The organism is Planifilum fulgidum, assembly GCF_900113175.1.
Classification (GTDB): Bacteria; Bacillota; Bacilli; order Thermoactinomycetales; family DSM-44946; genus Planifilum; species Planifilum fulgidum.
On the sequence record NZ_FOOK01000024.1, the window covers coordinates 1 to 20,856 of the forward strand.

Genomic DNA, 20,856 nt, shown 5'->3' on the forward strand with positions numbered 1-20,856 from the left:
TTTCCTCAATGAGGCGTCTTTCCGAACGAATTCCGTACAAATAACCGATCAAAAGCATTTTGAACAGCATGACCGGATCGATGCAAGGACGCCCATTATCTTGACAATACAAGGGGCGGCATTTTTCCGCGATAAACGAAAAGTCGATGGTTTCATTGATTTTTCTAAGCAAGTGATCTTGGGGAACAAGGTCTTCTATGTTGACTGTTTCGGGTTGAAATTCCCTGGATGGGTTCGTCCTGAACATATAAAAACCTTCCTTCGGAATTGTTTTATTCCGAATTCAACAAAAAAGGCTGTTGACCCTTCTTTGTCAACAGCCTCAGTGAACCCGAAGGGTTCACTCGGTAAATGCCTTCGATTTTTCAAACTCCTGCACGAATCGAACCTTGATGGCCGGGAGATTTCCGGACAATCATCCGGGAGGCATCGGCCCTCAACGCGCCCGATGATTCCCATCTTCCCGGTCCCGCTCCTCGAGAAAGGAAACCACCGTGCGGAAAAACCGGTCGTAGTCCGGGTTCCACACATCGTGCCCCGCCTTCGGCAGGACGGCGATTTCCACCCGGGACAGCCTTTCCCGAAAAAGCGCCGCATCCGCCTCCTTCAGCAGCGATCCCTCGCCTCCGCCGCGGAGGACGAGCACCGGACAGGAGATATCCCGCAACCGGTCCCAGAGAAGCACCTCCCTCGATTCCCGCTGTATGGCCCTTACCACCCGTTCCGGGACATTTTGGTAAGAGGAGAGGACCCGTTCCACCCAGGTTTCGGAAAGGGCCGGGTATCGCGCGGGATAATCGATCAGGATCAAACCGGCCACCCGGCGGGGATGGCGGGCCGCCAGCTCGATGGCCCGGGGGACTCCCATCGAGTAGGCCATCAGGCAGAATCGCCCCTTCAGTGCCTTCTCCATCACCGCTTCGGCGTCTTTCACCTGATCCTCCAGGGAATACCCCGTCTCCGGCGCGTCGCTTTTGCCCGTCCCCCGCCAGGAGACGGCCAGGGTGCGGCGGGGAGCCAGCTTTTCCATTTCGGACCGAAAGTTCTCGGCGCTCCCCAGCGCACCGGGAATGTACATCAGGGGAATCCGATCGGCTGCTTCCCTCTCCCCGCCCTCCAGGTAATGGATGCGGACACCCTCCCTCACGGCCCATTCATCCCGAATCAATCGGCTGCACTCCTTTCCGCCCCATTGCCGCCAGCTTCAGACATCAACCCGGCCAGGACCGAAACCCGAAGGATGATACCCAAGAGCTTCCCGGATCCGTTCACCACGGCGATGGGAAAGCGGGACTCGGCGGCCTTGGGGATCAGCTCCTGAATGGTCTCTTCGGGGTCGGCGGTATGGTAATCCTTCCGGAGGATCTCCGAAAGATTCTTGTTCTCTTTCCTGGCCTGGATCGCGTCATCGATCGTGACGATCCCTTGCAGCTTCCGGTCACCGTCCACGACAAACACGCTGGAGATGCCGTTGGATTCCATCTCCCTGACCGCCACCCGGATCCCGTCCTTCATGGAAACCGTCGCGGCGGTCCGGACCATCACGTGTTTGGCCTGGACCACCCTGGACCGGTCGATATCCTTGACAAATTCCTCGATGTAATCGTTCGCCGGCTGGTTCAGGATCTCCTCCGGCGTCCCGATCTGAATCATCTCGCCATCCTTCATCACCGCCACCCGGTCACCCAGTTTGAAGGCTTCGTTCACATCGTGGGTGATAAAGACGATCGTCTTCTTCAACTTGGACTGGATCTCCAGAAGCTCCAACTGCATTTCCCGGCGGATCAAGGGATCCAGGGCGCTGAAGGGTTCATCCATCAGCAGAATGTCCGGATCAGTGGCCAAGGCCCGGGCCAACCCGACCCGCTGCTGCATCCCGCCGCTCAGTTCCCCGGGCATTTTGTCCTCCCAGCCCTCCAGGCCGACGACGCCCAGCACCTCCCGGGCCTTTCGCCTGCGCTCCTCCTTGGGAACTCCCTTCACTTCCAGGCCGTATTCCACATTGCCCAGGACGGTGCGGTGGGTAAAAATGCCGAAGTGTTGAAACACCATGGCCATTTTGTTTTGGCGGAATTCCCGAAGCTGCTTCTTTCCGTATTCCACGATGTTTTCCCCGTCGACGGTGATCCGTCCCCGCGTCGGCCGGTTGAGCAGGTTGAGGCAGCGGATCAGGGTGGATTTTCCGCTGCCCGACAACCCCATGATCACAAAGATTTCTCCCCGCTTCACTTCGAAGGAAACGTCGCGCACGCCGACGGTATGGCCCGTCTTCTTCAAAATCTCGTCCTTCGACGCCCCCTCCTCGAGTAGTTTCAGCACGGATTCCGGGCGGGGGCCGAATACCTTGGTCACGTTTTCCACGATGATCTCAGACATGGCCCTGCTCCTTTTTGAAGTTGTAGCGATTGGCAATGCCTTGGGTGATTCGGTCGATGATAATCGCCAAAATCACGATGGACAGCCCGGCCTCAAACCCGCGGTCGATATCCACCCGGTTGATGGAGATCAGCACTTCCATTCCGAGCCCCTTGGCCCCGACCAGGGAAGCGATCACCACCATCGCCAGCGCCATCATGGTGGTTTGGTTGATTCCCGCCATGATGGTGGGAAGGGCTTGCGGAAGCTGAACCTTTCTCAGCATCTGCCAGCGGGATGAGCCGAAGGAAAGGGCCGCCTCGATCATCTCCCGGGGCACTTCGCGGAGGGCGAGATTGGTCAGGCGGATCACCGGGGGAAGGGCGTAAATGACGGTGGCGAACAGCGCCGAAACCTTTCCCAGCCCGAAAAACATGATGGCCGGGATGAGGTAGACAAAACTGGGCATCGTCTGCATGGCATCCAGGATGGGGCGCATCACCGCCTCCGTCAACCGGCTGTATGCCGTCAGAATGCCCACCGGGATTCCGATCAGGAGAGAAATGGCCACGGAGGTCAGCACGATGGACAAGGTCAGGATCATCATGTCCCAATAACCGAAAGACCCCACCAGGAACAGCAGAAAGCCGAATACAATGCCGGCGGGCAGATGGAGCAGCCGCCATCCCAGCAAAATGACGACCAGAATCACCGCCCACCAGGGAAGCCATCCCATGAAAAGTTCCACATTGTACAGGAAGGTCAGGGTGACCGTTTTGACCGCATCGAAAAATCCCGTCAAATGGGTGGTCAAAAAACGGATCAAGCCTTCCACATATCCGCCGACGTCGATACGAAATTGATCAGGAAATTGACTCATCGCAAATGTGCTTCCCGCGAAGCCTGCACGTCACCTCTTTTCTTTGATGAGAAGTTTTGGACTGACGACAAGCGATACGAAAAGGGCGGGACAGCGATTTTCCTGATGGGCCGTTGCGCGGAAAATCGCCGCCCTACCGTCCGGCGATTGAGGGAAATGCCGCCTTCCCCGTCGAAAGAAGACACGTCCGTTCCGGCCCCGCTCGAAAACTATTTCAGCGACTCTTTCACTTTGGCCGCCACATCATCGGGAACCCACCGGGTCCAAACCTCTTCGTGCTCCTTGAGAAACCACCGGGCGGCCTCATCGCTGTCCGCGTCGTTGTCCCGCATGTAGGCCAGGGCTTCATTGGTCAATTCCGCGCTGGTCCGGTATTTCCCGAGAAATTCCACCACTTCGGGAGACCGCTCCCGCAGGCTTTTGTGGATGGCGATTTCCACCGGTTGGGTGGGAAACGCCGTCCCGTATCCGTCCTCCCAGGCTTTCTCGTCGTAGGCGGGTTCCTCCAACAGGGTCATGTCGTATTTCCCCATGACCCAGGTGGGCTCCCAATAGTAGCCCACCCAGGGCTCTCCCTTTTCATAGGCGTCGGTCAGCGAGCTGGTAAGAGCCGCATCGGAACCGGGCCGGAAATAGCTGAAGTGCTTGTCCAGACCGTAGGTCTTCACCTTTTGTTCCAAAATTCCGTCAACTGCCCAGCCGGTGGGAGATCCGATAATCCGCGATTTGCCGAGGTTTTCCGGATCCTTGAAGAGATCCTTGTAACGAATCAGATCCTGGACCGTTTTCAGGTCCGGAGCCATCGGTTTGATGCCCCGCTTCTTGTCCCCCTTGATCATGTAGGTCGGCACGTAAAATCCCTGCCGGTTATCGTCAAAGTTGGTGGACACCCGTTCCACATTTCCGCTTTTCAAAATCTTTTCCCACTGTTCCTTCACATTGCCCGTCCAGATCTCCATGTACACGTCGATATCCCCCTGCTCCAAACCCGTCAGGGTGTTGGGGGTGGAGCCGGGTATCACGTCGGTCTTGAACCCGTACCCGTTCTCAATGATCGCCTGTGCCACGCTGTTGTGAAAACGCAGGCTGTCCCAACCGGCATCCGCAAAGATGATGGGATCATCCTGCCCCTGCTCCAATTCCGGCGGCGTGGCACATGCCATCATCGAAACGATAAGTATTGCCGAAAGGATTCCGAAAATCCATTTCGGCAACTTTTTGTAAAAATTCACATTAACAACCTCCTGTTCTCGAATATTATAACATAATAAAAAAATTTGATCGAAACGAGGGGGCGGCAGGATTCCGCCGAGGATGTGAAATAGACGGTGAATGTCACGGACCAGTGCAGAAGATGCCGAATTCCCCCGGATATGGGCGGATCTGTGGATGAAATAAAGCGGCAAACGGCAGGAGCTGGGCCGCGTTTTGTCACGCCAAAAAAAAACGGCTCCGGCGGTACGGGTGACTTATGCCGATATTTGGAATGCGCCGCCGGAATGCAAAAAGGTTTAAAGCGTTTCAACCTGCTCTCCATGAAACGGCCGGGGGGCGGCGCTTTGTAAGACAGTCCGGCGGAGAGGGACCGCCCCGGCGCTGCAAAGACGCAAGGCGAAATGGCTCAAAGCACTCTGCGATGAGAATACCTACCGGCTCCGCTGAACTCGAAATTCCGGCCATGGTGTACCTGCGCGGCCGCCCTCCGGCATGGAGGAGAGGTGCAGCTTCGGGTACACTTTCACCTCTTGCAGGGTGACCAGCACGCTTTCAGCGCACACGAAAACACCCCGCGTTCTTCCGGTACCACTCCCGGAAGTAATCGGGGGGTGCTTCTCGCCGGCATCTGGGATTCAAGATGTTTTTCCCGGTGTTTGCGGCGTCCCCGCGCCGGATACCGACCGGCACGTACTGCAGGGGCAGACCCGTCGCACTTGGATCGGCTGCGGCCGCGCGAATTCCGAGGGAAGCGTTCCTTGCATCGACAGCAACGTTTCAAGGTATTCTCTCCAAGAAAAAAAGGCGCCGTTGCGCCGTTACATTTGGATTCTTTGTAAGAGATCTTGAAAGTCTTCATCGTCGATGGGGACTCCGGGGCCGTATTTGAATCCATAGCATGGCACATCCCCTTCCCACCGCTCGATGTCGAACAACTCTTGGATGACCGCTTTCACACACAAGGGGATGCGAGCATCTTCCTCCCCTTCAAACTCGTAATAGAGATAATAAATGAACTTCTCTCCGGTGCGAATTGCATCCAGGTACTCCTTCACCTTTTGGACCGCCTCTTGGGGTTCCCCGCTCAAAGCGCCGTTGTCGCAGGTGATGGTGACGGGAACATCCCCCATCTTGCCGTAGCCGGTGAACCGCCCCTTTTTGAACATCGCCTCTCACCTTACTTCAACGCCCTCAGAGAAGGTAGAATCCGTCATAATACTTTTCTAGCTCTTCGTCAGTCATCTGCTCCAGTTTTTTTCGGATGTTTTCATCTAACCCCGCGGGATAGGCGTAAGTGGGATAGCTTCCTTCCCACCTTTCCACATCGATCGCTGTGTCAATGGCATATTTGTACGTGAACGGGTGCTCGGCGGTATGTTTCCACATCCTAAATTTGGCGAACCGCATGGGAGTTTCCCAGGTCCGGACTTCATCGATGAATTTCATGATCTCGTCCACGACTTCCTTGGAATCACAGATCAGTTTCCCGTTGTCATAGATCACCTTGACGGGCTTGCCGTTCTTCTTGCCGTAGGCAACAAATCGGGGCATGGCGACTCCCCTCCAAGACAAGAAAAGACGCTTGGGCGTCAAAAGAAGAACTTTACGTTTTTATCTTTTTTTGATGCTTCTATCAGATGTTCAATTTCGGGGGGCAGGAAATCGGGAATATCGCCTTCTTCGTCGATCACTTCATCCAGCAATTCCGTCATGGCGTACCATGCCCCGCGCGGAGTATCAATGTCTTCGTGTCCACAACTAAAAGGTCCGCGTTGGATGACGTATTCTTTGTTTCGGACTTCCTTGATGACCTCATGGACCTCTTTTTCGACCCATTTGTTATCACTGGTGATCTTCCCGTTGTCGTAGGTGATGCGGACGATCTCGTACCCTTGACCATCCTCGTTTTCAAGTTTCCCGATGATTGTGAATTTCATATCCACACCCCGAGGTTTTGATATATGTTAATTTTATCATCCATACTGATCAACATCCATGGTTTCCGGCGAGGGGACCAAGTATGAATACATGGATTTTATCATCCAAGTGATCATACTTTTAAAGGATCTCGTCTCCATTTTCCCGCGGCATGTACCAGCGAGGGAATCGGTCTAATTTCCACTCCTCGAAGAAGCTTCCTTACTGGTGTTCGGTCCAAGCCGCCTTTTATAACACTATCAGCAAAGTCCATTTCCTGGCTCCCGCAAATGCCGCAGTTAAACCCGGCGCGACAGATACAAACCGGCAAGCGAATTCATGCACGCCGCGAAGTTTGGGACTTACTCGCTGTACCCCTTCCCGGATCCTTCTTCATAAGCGGAAATCATGGAGGGGAAGAGGTTCCACTGTCTGGCCTTTTCCGGTTCCTTTTCCCTCTCCCATGTGACTTTCAGCGCTATTCGTGCACTGTTCCACGACCTTCATGCAGGCAGGATTGGACATGGAAAGGAAGAGCGGAGAACAAACTTCCAGTTGCCAAAGGGCGGAAAATGGGCCATCAAAAGAAGAGCAGGCCATCTGGGGGAAATCCGATTAAAGAATCACAGGATGAAAAAAGCCCCAACCCCTTTCTGCGGCAACCAGCCTTCCTTCACACCGGCCAGGTGATGTGTCGAAAATGCCCGGTGCCTTCGGTTGCTCTCCAGGCGAAAGCAAGGGGCAGGCCGGACCACCGCACATCGGATGCGCCCGTCCTTCATCCCCCGAGCCTTTCCCACTCTTTCCGGGTGATCCGGTAAACGCAGACATCGGGCACACCGCGAAACGTCGTCTTTTTCCACGTATGCATGCCGTTTTTCTCCGCCACGCGGCGGGAAGCCCGGTTGGGAGACTGGATCAGGGAGATGACCCGGTCGACGGGCTTCCTGCGAAAGGCGAAGTCCCGCAGGGCCCTTGCCGCTTCCGTGGCCAGCCCCTGTCCCCGATAATCCCGGTCGATCAGATAGCCCACTTCCAATTCCTCCACGCCGTCCACTTCCTGGGTCATGAGTCCGCAGCGCCCGATCAGCCGGCCGCTTGCCTTGTGGACGGTGGCGTAAAGGCCGTGCCCCCGGAAGGGAATCACCTCGTGAATGTGGCGGTGGAGCCAATCTTTCACCTCCGCATAAGCGGGCACCCGGCCGCTGCCGATATACCGCATCGTCCCGGGCTGGGTGTAGATCCGGTACAGATCGTCCAGATCGTCCACCAAAAAATGGCGCAGAATCAAACGGTCGGTTTCCAAAACAATCTCCATTTCCCCGATCTCCTTTCGGAAAACTTCGCCCTTCTCCCCTCTCCTCCCGAAATACCGACGCGATCCGCAAAAATCAAAAAGCCGCGGGAAAAGCCCGCGGCTTTTGCACGGGAGGCCGAACTCATCCCGGTCGGTTTTTCGCCCCTTCCGATCCCTACAGTACCCCGAACCGCTCGTCCCGCAGGTCGGTGATAAACATGTGCCCCGGGGCGTGGGTAATCATGAGATCGGGTTTCACTTCCATCGCCACCGCCTGGGGCGTGACGCCGCAGGCCCAGAAGACGGGAACCTCCCCCTCCCGGATCGTGACCGGGTCCCCGAAGTCGGGACGGCTCAAATCACGGATCCCGATCGCCTCCGGGTTTCCGATCTGCACCGGCGCCCCGTGGACCGCCGGAAAGCGGGAGGTCACCTGGACGGCCCGGACCACCTGCTTTTCCGGAATGGGACGCATGCTGACCACCATCGGTCCTTTGAACCGCCCCGCCGGAACGCACGGAATGCTCGTTCTGTACATGGGCACGTTGCAATTCTCCTCGATATGGCGCACCGGAATGCCGTTGGCGAGCAAAGCCTGTTCAAAGGTGAAGCTGCACCCGAGGAGAAACGCGACCAGATCCTCCGCCCAATGGCTTCGGATATCGGTCGTCTCCTCCACCAGTTCCCCGCGCCGATAGATGCGGTATTTGGGCAGATCCGTCCGCAGGTCGGCCGCAGGCGCCGCCATCCGGGGAACGGGGGAACCGGGTTCCGTCACGTCGAGCACCGGGCAAGGTTTCGGATTCCGCATGCAAAACAGCAGAAAATCGAAGGCCAGATCCTTTTTCAGCACAACCAGGTTGGCCTGGACAAACCCCCTCGCCAAGCCGGAAGTGGGCCGAACCCATTCATTGCGCCGGAAGAGGGCCCGCAGTTCGGCGGGGGACATGGCGGCAACATCCATCTTTCTCTCCTCCCCGACCAATGGAATCAGTCGAACAGCTTGGGCAGCTCCGTAAACAGGGTGACCCCGCCCAAATAGGACATGACGATGACAACCAGAACGCCGAAGACCGTCAACCACACCGGATGTTTGTAGTTGCCGACGATCGATTTCCGGTGGGCGGCGATCAGCATGATCCCCAGAGCGATCGGCAGAATCAAACCGTTCAGCGCTCCCACCAGGATCAGGGTTTTCACGGGACGGCCGACGGTGACGAACACGAGGGTCGACAGGATGATGAAGGCGATGATCAGCCCTCTGTGGTGCCTGTTCAAAGCCTTGCTGAAGGTCCGGATAAAGGAGACGGAGGTGTAGGCGGCTCCCACCACCGACGTCACCGCCGCCGACCACATCACGATGCCGAACAGCTTGTACCCGATCTCGCCCGCCGCCAGCTGAAAGACGGAAGCCGGCGGATTGGCCTCATCCAAGGTCAGCCCTGCCGCCACCACCCCCAAGGCGGCCAGGAACAGGATGTAGCGCATCAGGGCCGTGATCAGAATGCCCGATATGGAGCTTCGGTTCACCTCGGGCAGGGCCTCGATTCCCTTCACCCCGGCATCCAACAGGCGGTGGCCCCCCGCAAAGGTGATGTACCCGCCGACCGTGCCCCCGACCAGGGTCACGATCGCCATGAAAAAGCCCGCCCGGTTTTCGGCCGTCATCTCGGGGACGAAGGAACGGACCACCGCTTCCCCCACCGGCGGGGCCGAGGTGAACATGACATACAGGGTGAGGCCGATCATGACAAATCCCAACACCAGCGCAAAACGGTCCATCGCCTTCCCGGCTTCCTTCGACAGGAAGAGGCCGACGGCGACCAGCGCGCTGATGACCGCCCCGATCTTGGGATCAACGCCGAACAGCACGTTGAAGCCGAGGCCGGCTCCTCCGATGTTTCCGATATTGAAGGCCAACCCGCCCAGCACCACCAGAAACGCCAGGAGATAGCCGAGCCCCGGCAACACCTTGTTGGCGATGTCCTGGGCCCGGCTTTCGGATACGGCGATGATGCGCCAGATGTTCAGCTGGGCACCGATGTCCAGGAGAATGGAGGCCAAAATGACAAACCCAAAACTGGCCGCAAACTGCGCCGTGAATACGGTGGTCTGGGTCAAAAAGCCCGGACCGATCGACGAGGTGGCCATCAAGAAGGCCGCTCCCAGCAGCAGACTCCAGTTGAACCGCTTTTTCACGATGCTTTCACCCTCTCCACCCGCGGCAATTGTCCAGAACTTCCGAATTCTTTTCAACCCTTTTCCGATGCCCGGCAAAACCGCCGCAATTCGGCATTTGCAACGATACAGTATTTTATTGATAAAAATTTCAACAAATTTACATATATTCTGCTGAAAAAAGGAGCCTCGGATCTCTTTCTCCGCAGGCGGCCATTTTCATATATTATAGAATACTTGCATGCCGGATCAATAGGAAAAAAGATACACGGGGTGCGGAACATGATTTCCTTCGGACCTCCAGGCCGCCTAAACAAAAAAGAACCGGGCAACGCGGACCAGGCGTCCCGCTCCCTTCCATCTCCTCCCCCAGGCCCTTTCCGCGTCCGGTGCAAACTGCCGGGCATGTCCCCCGCGGCCGCAACGCGTCACGGCACATCGCAAGGGGAGGATTGGAGGCTACCGCCATCCTGACCGGAATGCATCCGTTGTCCGCCCTTTTATCGGGAGTTGGAGCCGTTTTTCCGAAGCATGCCCTTTTCCAACAAACGGACCAGCTTTTCGTAATTCTCGATGTCTGTGAAGGACTGCAGGGGATAAACCATCTTGTCCGGAAACTCCCGTCGGATTCTTTTGGTCAATTTTTGATGGCAGATGATCAGGTCCGTCTCCGGGGGAATTTCGTCAATGGACGAGTTGTCCACCTCGATGCCCAACCCCGACTTCCGCAACTGCTTTTTCAACATGGCCGCCCCCATCGCGCTGGAACCCATGCCGGCTTCACAGGCAAAGATGATTTTTCGAACCGAAGCCACCGCCTCTTCGGGTCTCAAGGGGTTCGGTCCGTCCTCCGGAGCGGTCTGGATGGCTACCGATGTCTTTTTCGGTTTTTCATGAAACTGATCCATATTCTGAAGGGCGATGATCTCCCCCAGACGCCTCCGGTTGCTCTTTTTCGGCGAAGTGGCGGAAAACCGGCTCAACAACAGGGAAGAGGCCATGAATGAAACCAGGGCCGAGATGACCACCCCCGCCAATACGAAGGGCATCTCCTCCTTCGGTGTCAGGCCGAGGATCAAAAAGATGCTTCCGGGAGAGGGCAATGACACCAGACCCACATCAAAGAACTGGAACGCGGCGATCCCCGCCGTGCCGCCGGCCACGACGGCGGGCAGCAGAACCGGATTCATCAGCACGTAAGGAAAATACACCTCGTGAATCCCGCCGAACAGATGAATGAACGAAGCCAGTTTTGCGCCCTTCCGGTTCTCCGCCTTCGCCTTCAGCCAGTAAGCGGCCAGCATCCCCAGCCCCGGCCCCGGATTGGTCTCCAACAGAAAGAATATGGATTTCCCGATCTCCTTCACCTGTTGAATCCCCAAAGGAGCCAATATGCCGTAGTTCATCACATTGTTGAAAAAGAGCACCTTCCCCGGCTCGATGATCAGGGCCGCCATCGGGAGCCAGCCCGAATGGATGACGGTCTCCATCAATTCGTTGACCCGATGCACTCCCGCCGACAGCGCCTGACCGACGAACAAAAAACAGACTGCGGTGAGCACCACGGCCACCCCAGCAGCCGCCGCATTGGTCGCCAACAACTCATATCCGATGGGAATGCGTTCCTTTACGGCCTGATCCAACCGGTTCATCAACCAACCCGTGGCCAGACCGATCAGCATCGCCCCGAGAATGTTGGGAACGGAGCTGGCAAGACTCAGCCCGAAGGTGACAATGGACGCCACCACCGCCCCCCTTTGTCCCCCCAGCAATCTCCCGCCCGTATAACCCAGCAGAATGGGAAGCAAGGTTTCATAGATCGGGCGGACCAGCAAGATCAACCGGTCATTGTACCACCAGCCGTAGATCCCGAAAACCGCCTGAATGATCCCGACGGCGATGATCACCGCAATATTTTGGTAGATCATCGCACTGAGCAGCTGGCCGAGCTTCCTCATGGGCCATGAACTCCCTTAAGGCAGACGTTGGTTCTCGAAATCAACTCCTCGGACAAAAGAAATTCCAGGCTTTTTCTGATTTTTTTGATCGATCCGCGTTTCAACAGGGCGACAAAATCGTCCTCGATCAGGGCGGCACTGATTTGACCGATCAAATCGATGTGCTCCTTTGGGGCGGTCGGAGGTGCCGCCAACAGCAAAAACGTGGAAACGCGCCGTTTTTCATCGGCGTCATTCCGCCAATCGACCGGGGATGAAAGCCGGAACACCGCCATGAGCAGTTCGCTTACGCCTTCCGATTTGGCATGGATCAGGGCCAAATCGTTGATGATCAATCCGCCTTGCGCCTCTCTTTTTTTTATGTCGCGGCATAACGCGCGAAGGTCCCGGATTTTGCCCCAACCCGCAAGCAGCAGACACAAAGACTCCAGCACCGGTCTTGAAACGTTTACCCCGTCGAACACCTGAAGATTGCGCAGGATCTGCATCATCCCCTCGCCCGATCGGGCCAAAGACAAAGCCGAAGGGGACGGTTCTTTCGCCTCCTGAACCGGAAAATCATCGACCCGCATCCGCGACAAGGTCCATTCGATGGCGGCCAGATCCTCCTTCTGCAGAAAGGGGTGAACGACCACCACCCGGTGGTCGTCGGCAAAGGAGATGGGCACCGTGGAAACGATCAAATCGATGTGCTCCTGCTCCGACAACCACTTTTTCAGTTCCGTCACCGAAACGATCCCGACAATGTCCAGATAGGGCACTTCGTTTTTCAGCCGTGCGGTCAAATAGCTGGACGTGCCAAAGCCGCCGGCGCAAACCACCACCGTACGAAACCTTCTTCCTTCCCGCCGGCGGATCAGGGCGGCTCCGACGTGCAACGCAAGATATCCGATTTCATCGTCCGGCACGGCATAAGGAAACTGTTTGGAAACCGCCTTCCGGCAAGCGTCGAACACTTCGGGATACCGTTCCCGGATCTCCTTCAACATGGGATTGTGGATTTGCAAGCCATTTTCCAGCCGGCCCATGGCGGGGATCAAGTGAGCCAGCAAACCCTCGAACAGGATGGCGTCCCCCAGCAACGGCACGCCCAATTCCCGCTCGACGGACTGGATGAACTGTTGTGCCAGTTCAAACATCCGGCCGCTTTCGGGGGTTTCCATCGGATGCTCCTTGCTTATGGCCGCGCCGGAGAGATGCAATGCGATATATCCGATTTCCATTTCCGGAATCGGAAGGGAAAGGGCGCCCTCCAGACGCGACGCGATTTCCCTGGCCAGGGGAAGCATTTCCATCGCTTCGGAAGGAAGGTTCCGCGACAATTCCCCTTCATATTTCGCGCCGCGCTTGATCCGCTCCACGGCCAAAAGGAGGTGAATCACCAGGTTGACATAGCCTCGATCCGTCAAAAGAATGGCATCGCAGCCGTCCAGCACCTCCCGGACAGCCCGTTCAACGGCCCATATATGCTCAATGTCAAGAAATTTCAGCAGCCGGTCACGCACCAAAAACCCCAACGGATGTTGGGAAGCTTGCCCTTCATTTTGAAAAAGGGCGAGCCACTCTTCAAAGGTCGTCCCCTGGTGAAGAAATTTCGAAAGGGCCATCCGCTTTTGCTGCTCCGTCCCTTCCAGAAACACTCCCCATCCCGGTTTGCGGATCAGTTTCAAACCCGCTTCCGCAAACCAATGTTCCAGCTTGTCCAAATCGAGGCTGATCGTCGCCTCCGTCACGTTGTACTTGCGGCTGAAGGCATAAAGTTTGACGGGTTCCCCGGCGAGAAGCAGGTCGAAAATCAACCCTTCCTGCCTCTCTTCGGGGGAATAGAGCCGATACTTTTCCATTTCGTTCAACGATTTCAGCAGCCGCTGCTTGTCCTCTTCCCGGCCCTCGATCGCCATGCCGGAACCCGTTTTTCTGACGATCTTCAAGCCGTGGCGGGAGAGGATTCCCCTCAGGGACTGGATCTCCCTTTGAATCGTTCGAAGGCTCACCTTCAACATGTCTCCCAACTGCTGATCGGATACGAAAGTGGGAGAAAGCAACAGGATCTGAAGCAATCGCCTTTGCCGGGAATGAAGCATGGACTTTCGCTCCTCTCCCGTTTCCATCCGGTTTTCGCGTTTTCCCCATGGTCTTTCTTCTCTGCCGAAGCCTTCTCCTTGTGCGACGCCGCAAATTCCATAAATTGGTCTTCGCTCGTGCCCCCAACGATGTCATAAACATCCCTCCCGGTCCCTCGCCCGGGACGGCAAGATGCGGCTTCGAAGTGAGGCGTCACCGCCTCCAGGCGGCGAAATGTTTCTCCACCTCTTCAAGGGTGGGCAAAGCCGTCATCGCCCCCTTGGCCGATACCGCCAGTCCGCCGGAAACCGCCGCAAAGGCCGCAAAATGCTCCAGCTCATCCAAAGAATAAGAGGACGGATCCGCTCCGGACAGGCTCAATCGGTAGAGAAAGCCGGAAACAAAGGCATCGCCGGCGCCCGTCGTGTCGACAACCTCGGCGGGGAAGGCCGGAACATGCCGGAGCCCTTCGCCATTGACGACCCAGCACCCCTTTGCCCCGAGGGTGACCAGGAGCGCCTTCAACCGGTATTTTCGACGGAAGGCGACGGCGGCCTCCGGAGTCCCCTCTCCCTCCAGAAACGCCAATTCGTCTTCCGACACTTTCGCGACATCCGCCTGATCCATCATCGCCGCAATCGATTCGTGCGCCCGCTTACGGTCCCCCCACAAATTCATGCGGATGTTGGGATCGAAGGAAACCGTCACTCCCCGGGCCTTCGCCCGACGGACCGCCTCAAGCGTGGCCGTCCGGGAAGGCTCGCCGATCAGCGAGATCGAACCGACATGAAGGATATGATACCGATGCAGGGGCACGGCTTCCACATCTTCTTTTCTCAAAAATCGGTCGGCACTCGGATCGATGTAAAATTCAAAAAAACGCTCCCCGGCGGAATCCAGTTCGACGAACACGAGCCCCGTCCTGGCCTGATCGGTTTGGGTCAGGTAGGCGGTTTCCACTCCGTAGCCCCGCAAGGTTTCGATGAGAAAGTTCCCCAGGATGTCCCGACCGACTTTTCCGACAAAGGCTGCGGGCGCCCCGAGCCGCGCGACTCCCACCGCCACGTTCGCCGGAGCACCCCCGGGACATTTTTGATAAGTTTGCTGGTCCTTATCCAGCGGAATCATGTCCACGAGGGCTTCTCCCAGGGTGAGGACTCCCTTGCCCATGGGCGACCATACCTCCTTTCAAGAAGCAGCTGGGGAGGAACAAAGGCAGACCCGGTCCTCCCCAGCGTCACACAGGACCGGGTCCGCCTCCATCCCATTTTAAACGATCTGTCTCCCCCTTTCGAAGGCCGTTCAGACCGGAGCAGCCGACGGTTTTTTTCGGGGAGGCGCGGAGGCCCCTGCGCGAGGAACCGGCCCGTCGTTGTGCCATATGCGCACTCCTTCCGGGAATCGGCGCCCGGCGCCGCCATTCCCTGTGCCGATCCCCAATCCGTCCCCGCCGTCTTAAAGCCCGGGACACACCAAAACCTTGATGTCTTCCGGGGGCTTCTTTTCCCGCATGTAGTCCGCGAAGGATTCGAGACCGATTTTTTTCGTCACCAGCGCCCCCACGTTCACCCGCTTCTGTTCGATCATCCACAGCGCCTGATAGAAATTGAACATCAGCGCCATGGAGCCGACATACTGCCAGTCCTTGTGGTATATGTCGAAGGGATTGACGGAGATCCGCGCATCGGAGGGAGCCACGCCGAACTGCAGAAGGCGGGCACCGGGTCCGGCAAAACGGAACATGCCTTCAATGACGGCCGGAATCCCGGTGGCATCCACCACAAGATCAAAACCGTCGGGATATCGGGACTCCAGGCGGCTTTCCAAAGATTCTCCGCCATGGTACACGGCGTCGGCACCCAATCTCTTCGCCGTCTCCAGTTTCTTTTCCGCGATATCCACCAGAACCACTTCGGAGGTTCCGCTCGTTTTCAACGCCATGAGCAGCATCAATCCCATCGGGCCGCCTCCGAAGATCAATGCTCTTTCCCCGAATTTCGGCTGAATCCGGTTCAATGCATAGGCGACGCAGGACAGGGGTTCGATGAGCGCCCCTTCTTCAAAGCTGATTCCCTCCGGCAACCGGTACAAGTTTTTGGCCGGAACGCGGACATACTCGGCGAAAGCGCCGTTCATCGTCACCCCGATCGCATTCCAGCGCTTGCAGTGATTCCAGCGATGGTTCCGGCAATGGACGCACGAGCCGCAGTAAACGGACGGATCGACGGCGACCCGTTCCCCCGGCGTCCATTCGTCGACGCCCTCCCCCACTTCATAAACGGTGCCGGAAAACTCATGCCCGCCGGCGATCGGATACGGAGAGATGAAATCCCCCTCGAGAATGTGATAGTCGGTCCCGCAAATCCCGCAGCACTCCACCTTCACGATCACTTCGTCGGGACCCGGTGACGGAATCTCCACTTCCTCCACCCTGATTTGATGCGGGGAGACAAAAAGAGCCGCCTTCATCTTCGGCATGTGAATTCACTCCCTTCGTGAATTCTCTTCAAGGTGCCGCAGGGGATCTCCTTCCCGGCTTCACTCCGGCAACCCGTTGGGATAGACAAACACCTTCACGCTTTTCTCCTTCTGCGTCCTTGCCCGTTCCAGGGCGTCACGGGTCCCTTCCAAGGGATACCGGTCGGTTACGAGTTCCCTGACGTCCGCCAAGCCGGAGGATAAAAACCGGATGGCCTGGGGATAGACGTTGGCGTAACGAAACACGCCGAAAATGTCGAGCTCCCGGTCGGCGATCAACGGCACATTCAGTTCGATCAGATCCTGCGGAGGGAGGCCGACGATCGAGAGTTTGCCTCCCCGCCGGACGGAAGCCAGCGCGGATTGGAGGGCCTTCGGATGACCCGCCGTCTCAAAGGCCACATCCACCCCTTCGCCGCCGGTGATTTCCCGGATCGCCTCCTCCGGCTGCCGTTCCAGGATGTGGACCGTGTGGGTGGCGCCCAATTTTTCCGCCGCCGCCAACCGCTTCGGCACCAAATCGGTTGCGATGATCGTGGATGCGCCAAAGGCTCTGGCCGCAACGACCGCCATCAGCCCGACAGGTCCCATGCCCATGATCGCCACCGTCGAACCGGGCGTCAATCCGGCGCGCCGGGCCGCGTGAATGCCGACCGAAAACGGCTCGATCAGCGCGGCCTCTTCGAAGGAAAGGTGATCCGGGATCGGATAAAGGAAATCCTCTCGATGTTTGATATACTGCACAAAGGCCCCGTCCACCGGCGGTGTGGCCAGGAAGGAAACATCGGGACACAAATTGTACCGTCCTTGCTTGCAGTAATCGCAGGTTCCGCAGGGAACGCCGGGCTCGACGGCGACGCGGTCCCCCACCTTCACCCGGGATACCCGCTCCCCCGTCGCCACCACCACCCCCGAACACTCATGGCCGAGGATGATCGGTTTTTCCACCACAAAGCGTCCGATCCTGCCGTGTTCGTAATAATGAACATCCGATCCGCAAACCCCGACCGCCATCACCTTGACGAGCACTTCGTTTTCGCCTACCTCCGGGACCGGCAGTTCCCGGATTTCGATTTCCCAAGGTTTGGTAAGCACCGCAGCCTTCATGACCTCCGGAATCGCTTCCCTGTTCACCGCAATCCCTCCGTTTCCATTAATGATTTCATTTCACGGCCCCCATCGACAGGCCGCGGACCAGGTATTTCCTCACAACCAGTCCGGCGATCACCATCGGCGTGATGATGACGGTTCCGGTGGCCATGGCCTGCCCCCAAGCGATGCCCTGCTGAGTGATCAACAGGGAGGCCGCCACCGGAATGGTTTGATTTTCGTGTCCGGAAAAGACGGAGGCGAAGAGGAAATCGTTCCAGGCAAACATCAAACACAGGATGCCGGTGGCCACCAGGCCCGGAGCGGCAGGCGGAATCACCACCCGCCAAAAGGCTTGAAACCGGCTGCACCCGTCAATCATCGCCGCCTCTTCCAGATCGACGGGAACCTCCTTGAAGAAAATCATCATCATCCACAGCGCAAAGGGCAAATTGAACGTGGTATAGGCAAAAATCAACCCCGTCATCGTCCCGATGAGCCCCAGGTGGGTAAACATCAGGTAAAGGGGCAGCATCACGGCGGGGATGGGCGCCATGCGCGTGCTGATGATCCAAAAGGAAATGTGCTTCTCCCCTTTAAACTTCCGACGGGCCAGGGCAAATCCCCCCAGCGTGCCCAACACCAGGGAAATCCCGGCGGAGATGACGGAAGCGATCACGCTGTTTGTCAGGTAGTGGAGGAATTTTCCCCGTTCGGAGAACATGTAGGCATAGGTGTCGAAATGGGGTTTGAAAAGAAATTTGGGCGGCATCGAAAACATGCCGGCCTGGGTTTTCAGGGAAGATAGCACCATCCAGAGGACGGGAAAGAGCGCCCATGTCAAAGCGATCCCCGCCAGGGCGTACAAAACCAGGCCGATCGCCAATTTTCGAAAGCGCGGGGCCATTCATGCTTCCCCCTTCCGCATGAACCGGACAAACAGCTGTCCCAGGATGATCGTCACAAAGAGCATGGTCAGACCCAGGGCGGCGGCCGACCCGAAGTCCTGGAATCGAAAGGCCACTTCCATCAGGTGAAAGCCGATAATCTTGGTGGAGTCGGCGGGGCCGCCCTCGGTCGCGATTTTGATGGTGTCGACAAAGCGGAAAATGTCCATCATGCGAATCAGCAGCGCGAGGACGACCGTCCGGGAGATCAGCGGGAAGACGACATGGATCAGCTTCCGCCAATAACCCGCTCCGTCCACTTCCGCCGCCTCCAGCACCTCCTCCTGAAGCGACTGCAAACCGGCGTACACGATGATGGTGATCAGGGGCGACCACTCCCACACGTCCATGAGGATGATGGCGGGAAGGGCCGTGGAAACATCCCCCAAAATCTCGGTCTCCACGCCGATCAGCCGAAACAGCCACGCGTACAGGCCGTACGTCGAATTGAGCATGAACCGGCCCAGCAGCCCGACGACCACCGGGGCGACAAAGAGGGGAATCATCCACAAGGTCAATATCGCGTTTCTCGCCCGCGGAAGCTGATGGATCAGCAGGGCCATTCCGACCCCGACCGCCATTTCAAGGGACAAACCGCACAAGGCGTAAACCGCCGTGCGGCCCCAGGAGGCCCAGAACGTATCACTGGTGAAAACGTTTTTCCAATTTTTCAGCCCGTTGAATGCCGGTTCGTCGAAGGACAGCGTGAAATCCATCATGCTGGCATATATCATGTACATCAGCGGAAAGATGCTGATCATCGCCAGCAGCACCAGGGACGGAAGCAGCATCCAGAATTCCGTCGACCATTTTCCCGGCCCTTTTTTTCTTTGGACGCGAACCGACGGGCTCGCGTCCAAAAGCATCGGTTGCTGATATCCGTTCTCCTTGATGTTCAGGCTCATCGGTCTCCCTCGATTCCTCTCAGCGCTTCAGTTTCCGGTCGCCTCATCCGATTTCTCCGCGATCGCTTTCACCGCTTGTTCCGGACTTTGTTTGCCCGCGATCATCTTGGACAGTTCGGTGAAAATGTAGGTGTCGATCTGCGGCCACTGGGGAATTTTCGGACGCATATAGGTGTTTTCCGGTTTCCACGCTTCCAGCACCGCTTTCATCGAAAGCAGGTTCGGCATTTCCTCGGCTTCTTTCGTCCCGGCCTCCATCCCCCTTTTCACGTCGGGAAGCGCATATACGGAGGAACGGGTCGGCGTCGAACCGCCCTGCTCGGATTTCAAAATCATGTACTGGGTTTGCGGAGACGTGGCCCACACCAGGAACAGCCAGGCCGCTTTCTTTTCCTCGTCGCTGGCGTATTTGTTGATGCCGATGCCGGTTCCGCCAAAGATGTTCGCGCTTCTGACCTTCCCCTTCGGCAGAATCGTCCAGCCGACCTTTCCGGCCACCTTGGACTTTTCCCCGCTTTCAAACATGGCGGAAAACTCGTGCCACTCGGGAGCCATGGCGATTTCGCCGGCGGCGAAGGCCTCGGCCAATCCGTTCCAATCCCAGGAGGTGCTTCCCGGCGCCGCCTCCTTCAACAGCTTGTTGTAAAATTCGGCCGACTCAAGGGCTTCTTTGGAGGTCATCGCGGATTTTCCGGGATTGCTTGTCCCGATCGTGCCCACATCCTTTTTCTCGAAATAATCTCCCCCGTTGGCGGCCAGAATGTTGCTGAAATCGCACATCAATGAATCGTACTGCTTGGCCTGGTGACCCGTTCCGTATTTCACCTCGGTGATGACGCCCTCTTTCACTTTTTGATTGATCCATTTGGCAATCTCGTAATATTGATCCCAGGTCATGCCGGGCCGGGGGGTCCAATCATACCCCTTTTCCTTCATGAACAAATCCTTGTATTTCTCGAACACATCCTTCCGATAGGCCAAAACCATCGTCGGATTGTCGTAGGGCAAAGCCAGCAGTTGCTCCTTGTTTCCCATGTGCCCGAGGGCTTCCAACTGGACGGGGATGAAATCCTCCACTCCCCCGGGAATATGGGGCATGGTCGGTTCGTTGTTGAACAGGTTCAAATCCACGAAGTGCTGGGAATACTTGGCGAGAATCTGGTAAGGATCCGCATAGATGACGTGGTATTTTGAGGATTTGGCATTGAAATCGAGGCTCACCTTCTCGACGACCGTGCCCAGGTCGCTCTGTTCGATGTTGACCTTGATGCCCGTCACCTTTTCAAACTTGTCGATATTGGCGGCAATGGCCGAAGAAGGCGGGGTGTTCTCGGAAATGACATTGATCTGGATTCCCTTGAACTGTTGCCAATCAAAGCCTTCAGGCGCCTGGATTTTGGGCAGCCCTTCCACCCATCCCTCAAAGGGGGCGTCGACCAATTTGTCGGGATTGATCTGGTCGGCGTTCTTGCTCTTCGTATCGATGCTTTCTCCCCCCGAAGAGCACGCCGTCGCCAACATGACAAGCGCCAAAAGCAATGCGCCTAAGCGGAAGGCTCTTCGCTTCTTCATC

Annotated in this window: 19 protein-coding genes; all 19 read right to left on the minus strand. The window is 57.1% G+C overall.

The features are described 5' to 3' along the window. The coding region (locus BM063_RS12510) for a transposase (protein WP_143085290.1) at window positions 1-247 on the minus strand (247 nt) is incomplete at its 3' end. Between the two features lie 189 nt (window positions 248-436). After that, complete coding sequence (locus tag BM063_RS12515) at window positions 437-1,168, minus strand: alpha/beta fold hydrolase (protein WP_092039538.1); 732 nt, start codon at window positions 1,166-1,168, stop codon at window positions 437-439. Then, the gene (locus BM063_RS12520; protein WP_092039541.1) at window positions 1,165-2,376 is read right to left on the minus strand and encodes a quaternary amine ABC transporter ATP-binding protein; all 1,212 of its coding nucleotides are present in this window, start codon (window positions 2,374-2,376) and stop codon (window positions 1,165-1,167) included. Before BM063_RS12520 ends, BM063_RS12515 begins: the two co-directional genes overlap by 4 nt. Further along, window positions 2,369-3,235, minus strand: a complete 867-nt coding sequence (locus BM063_RS12525) for an ABC transporter permease (protein WP_092039543.1) — start codon at window positions 3,233-3,235, stop codon at window positions 2,369-2,371. The genes BM063_RS12520 and BM063_RS12525 overlap by 8 nt, the downstream gene beginning before the upstream one ends. Before the next feature lie 209 nt (window positions 3,236-3,444). Beyond that, window positions 3,445-4,467, minus strand: coding sequence for an ABC transporter substrate-binding protein (locus BM063_RS12530; protein WP_245752263.1), 1,023 nt, complete (start codon window positions 4,465-4,467; stop codon window positions 3,445-3,447). An 801-nt stretch (window positions 4,468-5,268) separates the two neighbouring features. Further along, a complete protein-coding gene (locus BM063_RS12535; protein ID WP_092039545.1) occupies window positions 5,269-5,616 on the minus strand; it encodes a hypothetical protein in 348 nt (115 codons plus the stop codon). A 25-nt stretch (window positions 5,617-5,641) separates the two neighbouring features. Continuing rightward, window positions 5,642-6,001, minus strand: a complete 360-nt coding sequence (locus BM063_RS12540) for a hypothetical protein (RefSeq protein WP_092039548.1) — start codon at window positions 5,999-6,001, stop codon at window positions 5,642-5,644. A gap of 38 nt (window positions 6,002-6,039) precedes the next feature. Continuing rightward, on the minus strand, window positions 6,040-6,387 hold the full coding sequence (locus BM063_RS12545) for a hypothetical protein (protein WP_092039550.1): 348 nt from the start codon (window positions 6,385-6,387) through the stop codon (window positions 6,040-6,042). Between the two features lie 758 nt (window positions 6,388-7,145). After that, window positions 7,146-7,685, minus strand: coding sequence for a GNAT family N-acetyltransferase (locus tag BM063_RS12550; protein ID WP_092039552.1), 540 nt, complete (start codon window positions 7,683-7,685; stop codon window positions 7,146-7,148). A 154-nt stretch (window positions 7,686-7,839) separates the two neighbouring features. Continuing rightward, complete coding sequence (locus BM063_RS12555) at window positions 7,840-8,628, minus strand: putative hydro-lyase (protein ID WP_092039554.1); 789 nt, start codon at window positions 8,626-8,628, stop codon at window positions 7,840-7,842. A gap of 26 nt (window positions 8,629-8,654) precedes the next feature. Then, window positions 8,655-9,815, minus strand: coding sequence for an NRAMP family divalent metal transporter (locus tag BM063_RS12560; protein ID WP_092039634.1), 1,161 nt, complete (start codon window positions 9,813-9,815; stop codon window positions 8,655-8,657). A 527-nt stretch (window positions 9,816-10,342) separates the two neighbouring features. Further along, the gene (locus BM063_RS12565; RefSeq protein ID WP_092039556.1) at window positions 10,343-11,800 is read right to left on the minus strand and encodes a PTS transporter subunit EIIC; all 1,458 of its coding nucleotides are present in this window, start codon (window positions 11,798-11,800) and stop codon (window positions 10,343-10,345) included. Then, the gene (locus BM063_RS12570) at window positions 11,797-13,884 is read right to left on the minus strand and encodes a BglG family transcription antiterminator (RefSeq protein WP_177199144.1); all 2,088 of its coding nucleotides are present in this window, start codon (window positions 13,882-13,884) and stop codon (window positions 11,797-11,799) included. Before BM063_RS12570 ends, BM063_RS12565 begins: the two co-directional genes overlap by 4 nt. Before the next feature lie 193 nt (window positions 13,885-14,077). Further along, window positions 14,078-15,034 (minus strand): aminoimidazole riboside kinase, encoded by a 957-nt coding sequence (locus BM063_RS12575; RefSeq protein ID WP_092039560.1) that lies wholly within the window; start codon window positions 15,032-15,034, stop codon window positions 14,078-14,080. 285 nt (window positions 15,035-15,319) lie between these two features. Continuing rightward, entirely contained in the window at window positions 15,320-16,342 is a 1,023-nt protein-coding gene (locus tag BM063_RS12580; RefSeq protein ID WP_092039561.1) for a zinc-dependent alcohol dehydrogenase family protein, read from the minus strand. 60 nt (window positions 16,343-16,402) lie between these two features. Then, window positions 16,403-17,449: an NAD(P)-dependent alcohol dehydrogenase gene (locus tag BM063_RS12585; RefSeq protein ID WP_092039637.1), complete on the minus strand. Its 1,047-nt coding sequence runs from the start codon at window positions 17,447-17,449 to the stop codon at window positions 16,403-16,405. A 55-nt stretch (window positions 17,450-17,504) separates the two neighbouring features. Next, window positions 17,505-18,338, minus strand: a complete 834-nt coding sequence (locus BM063_RS12590; protein ID WP_092039563.1) for a carbohydrate ABC transporter permease — start codon at window positions 18,336-18,338, stop codon at window positions 17,505-17,507. Next, on the minus strand, window positions 18,339-19,283 hold the full coding sequence (locus BM063_RS12595; protein WP_245752264.1) for a carbohydrate ABC transporter permease: 945 nt from the start codon (window positions 19,281-19,283) through the stop codon (window positions 18,339-18,341). 27 nt (window positions 19,284-19,310) lie between these two features. Then, on the minus strand, window positions 19,311-20,855 hold the full coding sequence (locus BM063_RS12600) for an extracellular solute-binding protein (RefSeq protein ID WP_092039565.1): 1,545 nt from the start codon (window positions 20,853-20,855) through the stop codon (window positions 19,311-19,313). Between the last annotated feature and the right edge of the window lies 1 nt (window position 20,856).

Bases quoted from the DNA above. Each gene is read 5' to 3' on its own strand.
- BM063_RS12520 (WP_092039541.1), bottom strand. From the start codon at position 2,376: ATGTCTGAGATCATCGTGGAAAACGTGACCAAGGTATTCGGCCCCCGC.
- BM063_RS12550 (WP_092039552.1), bottom strand. From the start codon at position 7,685: ATGGAGATTGTTTTGGAAACCGACCGTTTGATTCTGCGCCATTTTTTG.
- BM063_RS12575 (WP_092039560.1), bottom strand. From the start codon at position 15,034: ATGGGCAAGGGAGTCCTCACCCTGGGAGAAGCCCTCGTGGACATGATT.
- BM063_RS12525 (WP_092039543.1), bottom strand. From the start codon at position 3,235: ATGAGTCAATTTCCTGATCAATTTCGTATCGACGTCGGCGGATATGTG.
- BM063_RS12565 (WP_092039556.1), bottom strand. From the start codon at position 11,800: ATGAGGAAGCTCGGCCAGCTGCTCAGTGCGATGATCTACCAAAATATT.
- BM063_RS12560 (WP_092039634.1), bottom strand. From the start codon at position 9,815: ATGGCCACCTCGTCGATCGGTCCGGGCTTTTTGACCCAGACCACCGTA.
- BM063_RS12570 (WP_177199144.1), bottom strand. From the start codon at position 13,884: ATGCTTCATTCCCGGCAAAGGCGATTGCTTCAGATCCTGTTGCTTTCT.
- BM063_RS12595 (WP_245752264.1), bottom strand. From the start codon at position 19,283: ATGAGCCTGAACATCAAGGAGAACGGATATCAGCAACCGATGCTTTTG.
- BM063_RS12540 (WP_092039548.1), bottom strand. From the start codon at position 6,001: ATGCCCCGATTTGTTGCCTACGGCAAGAAGAACGGCAAGCCCGTCAAG.
- BM063_RS12585 (WP_092039637.1), bottom strand. From the start codon at position 17,449: ATGAAGGCTGCGGTGCTTACCAAACCTTGGGAAATCGAAATCCGGGAA.
- BM063_RS12590 (WP_092039563.1), bottom strand. From the start codon at position 18,338: ATGGCCCCGCGCTTTCGAAAATTGGCGATCGGCCTGGTTTTGTACGCC.
- BM063_RS12600 (WP_092039565.1), bottom strand. From the start codon at position 20,855: ATGAAGAAGCGAAGAGCCTTCCGCTTAGGCGCATTGCTTTTGGCGCTT.
- BM063_RS12555 (WP_092039554.1), bottom strand. From the start codon at position 8,628: ATGGATGTTGCCGCCATGTCCCCCGCCGAACTGCGGGCCCTCTTCCGG.
- BM063_RS12535 (WP_092039545.1), bottom strand. From the start codon at position 5,616: ATGTTCAAAAAGGGGCGGTTCACCGGCTACGGCAAGATGGGGGATGTT.
- BM063_RS12580 (WP_092039561.1), bottom strand. From the start codon at position 16,342: ATGCCGAAGATGAAGGCGGCTCTTTTTGTCTCCCCGCATCAAATCAGG.
- BM063_RS12545 (WP_092039550.1), bottom strand. From the start codon at position 6,387: ATGAAATTCACAATCATCGGGAAACTTGAAAACGAGGATGGTCAAGGG.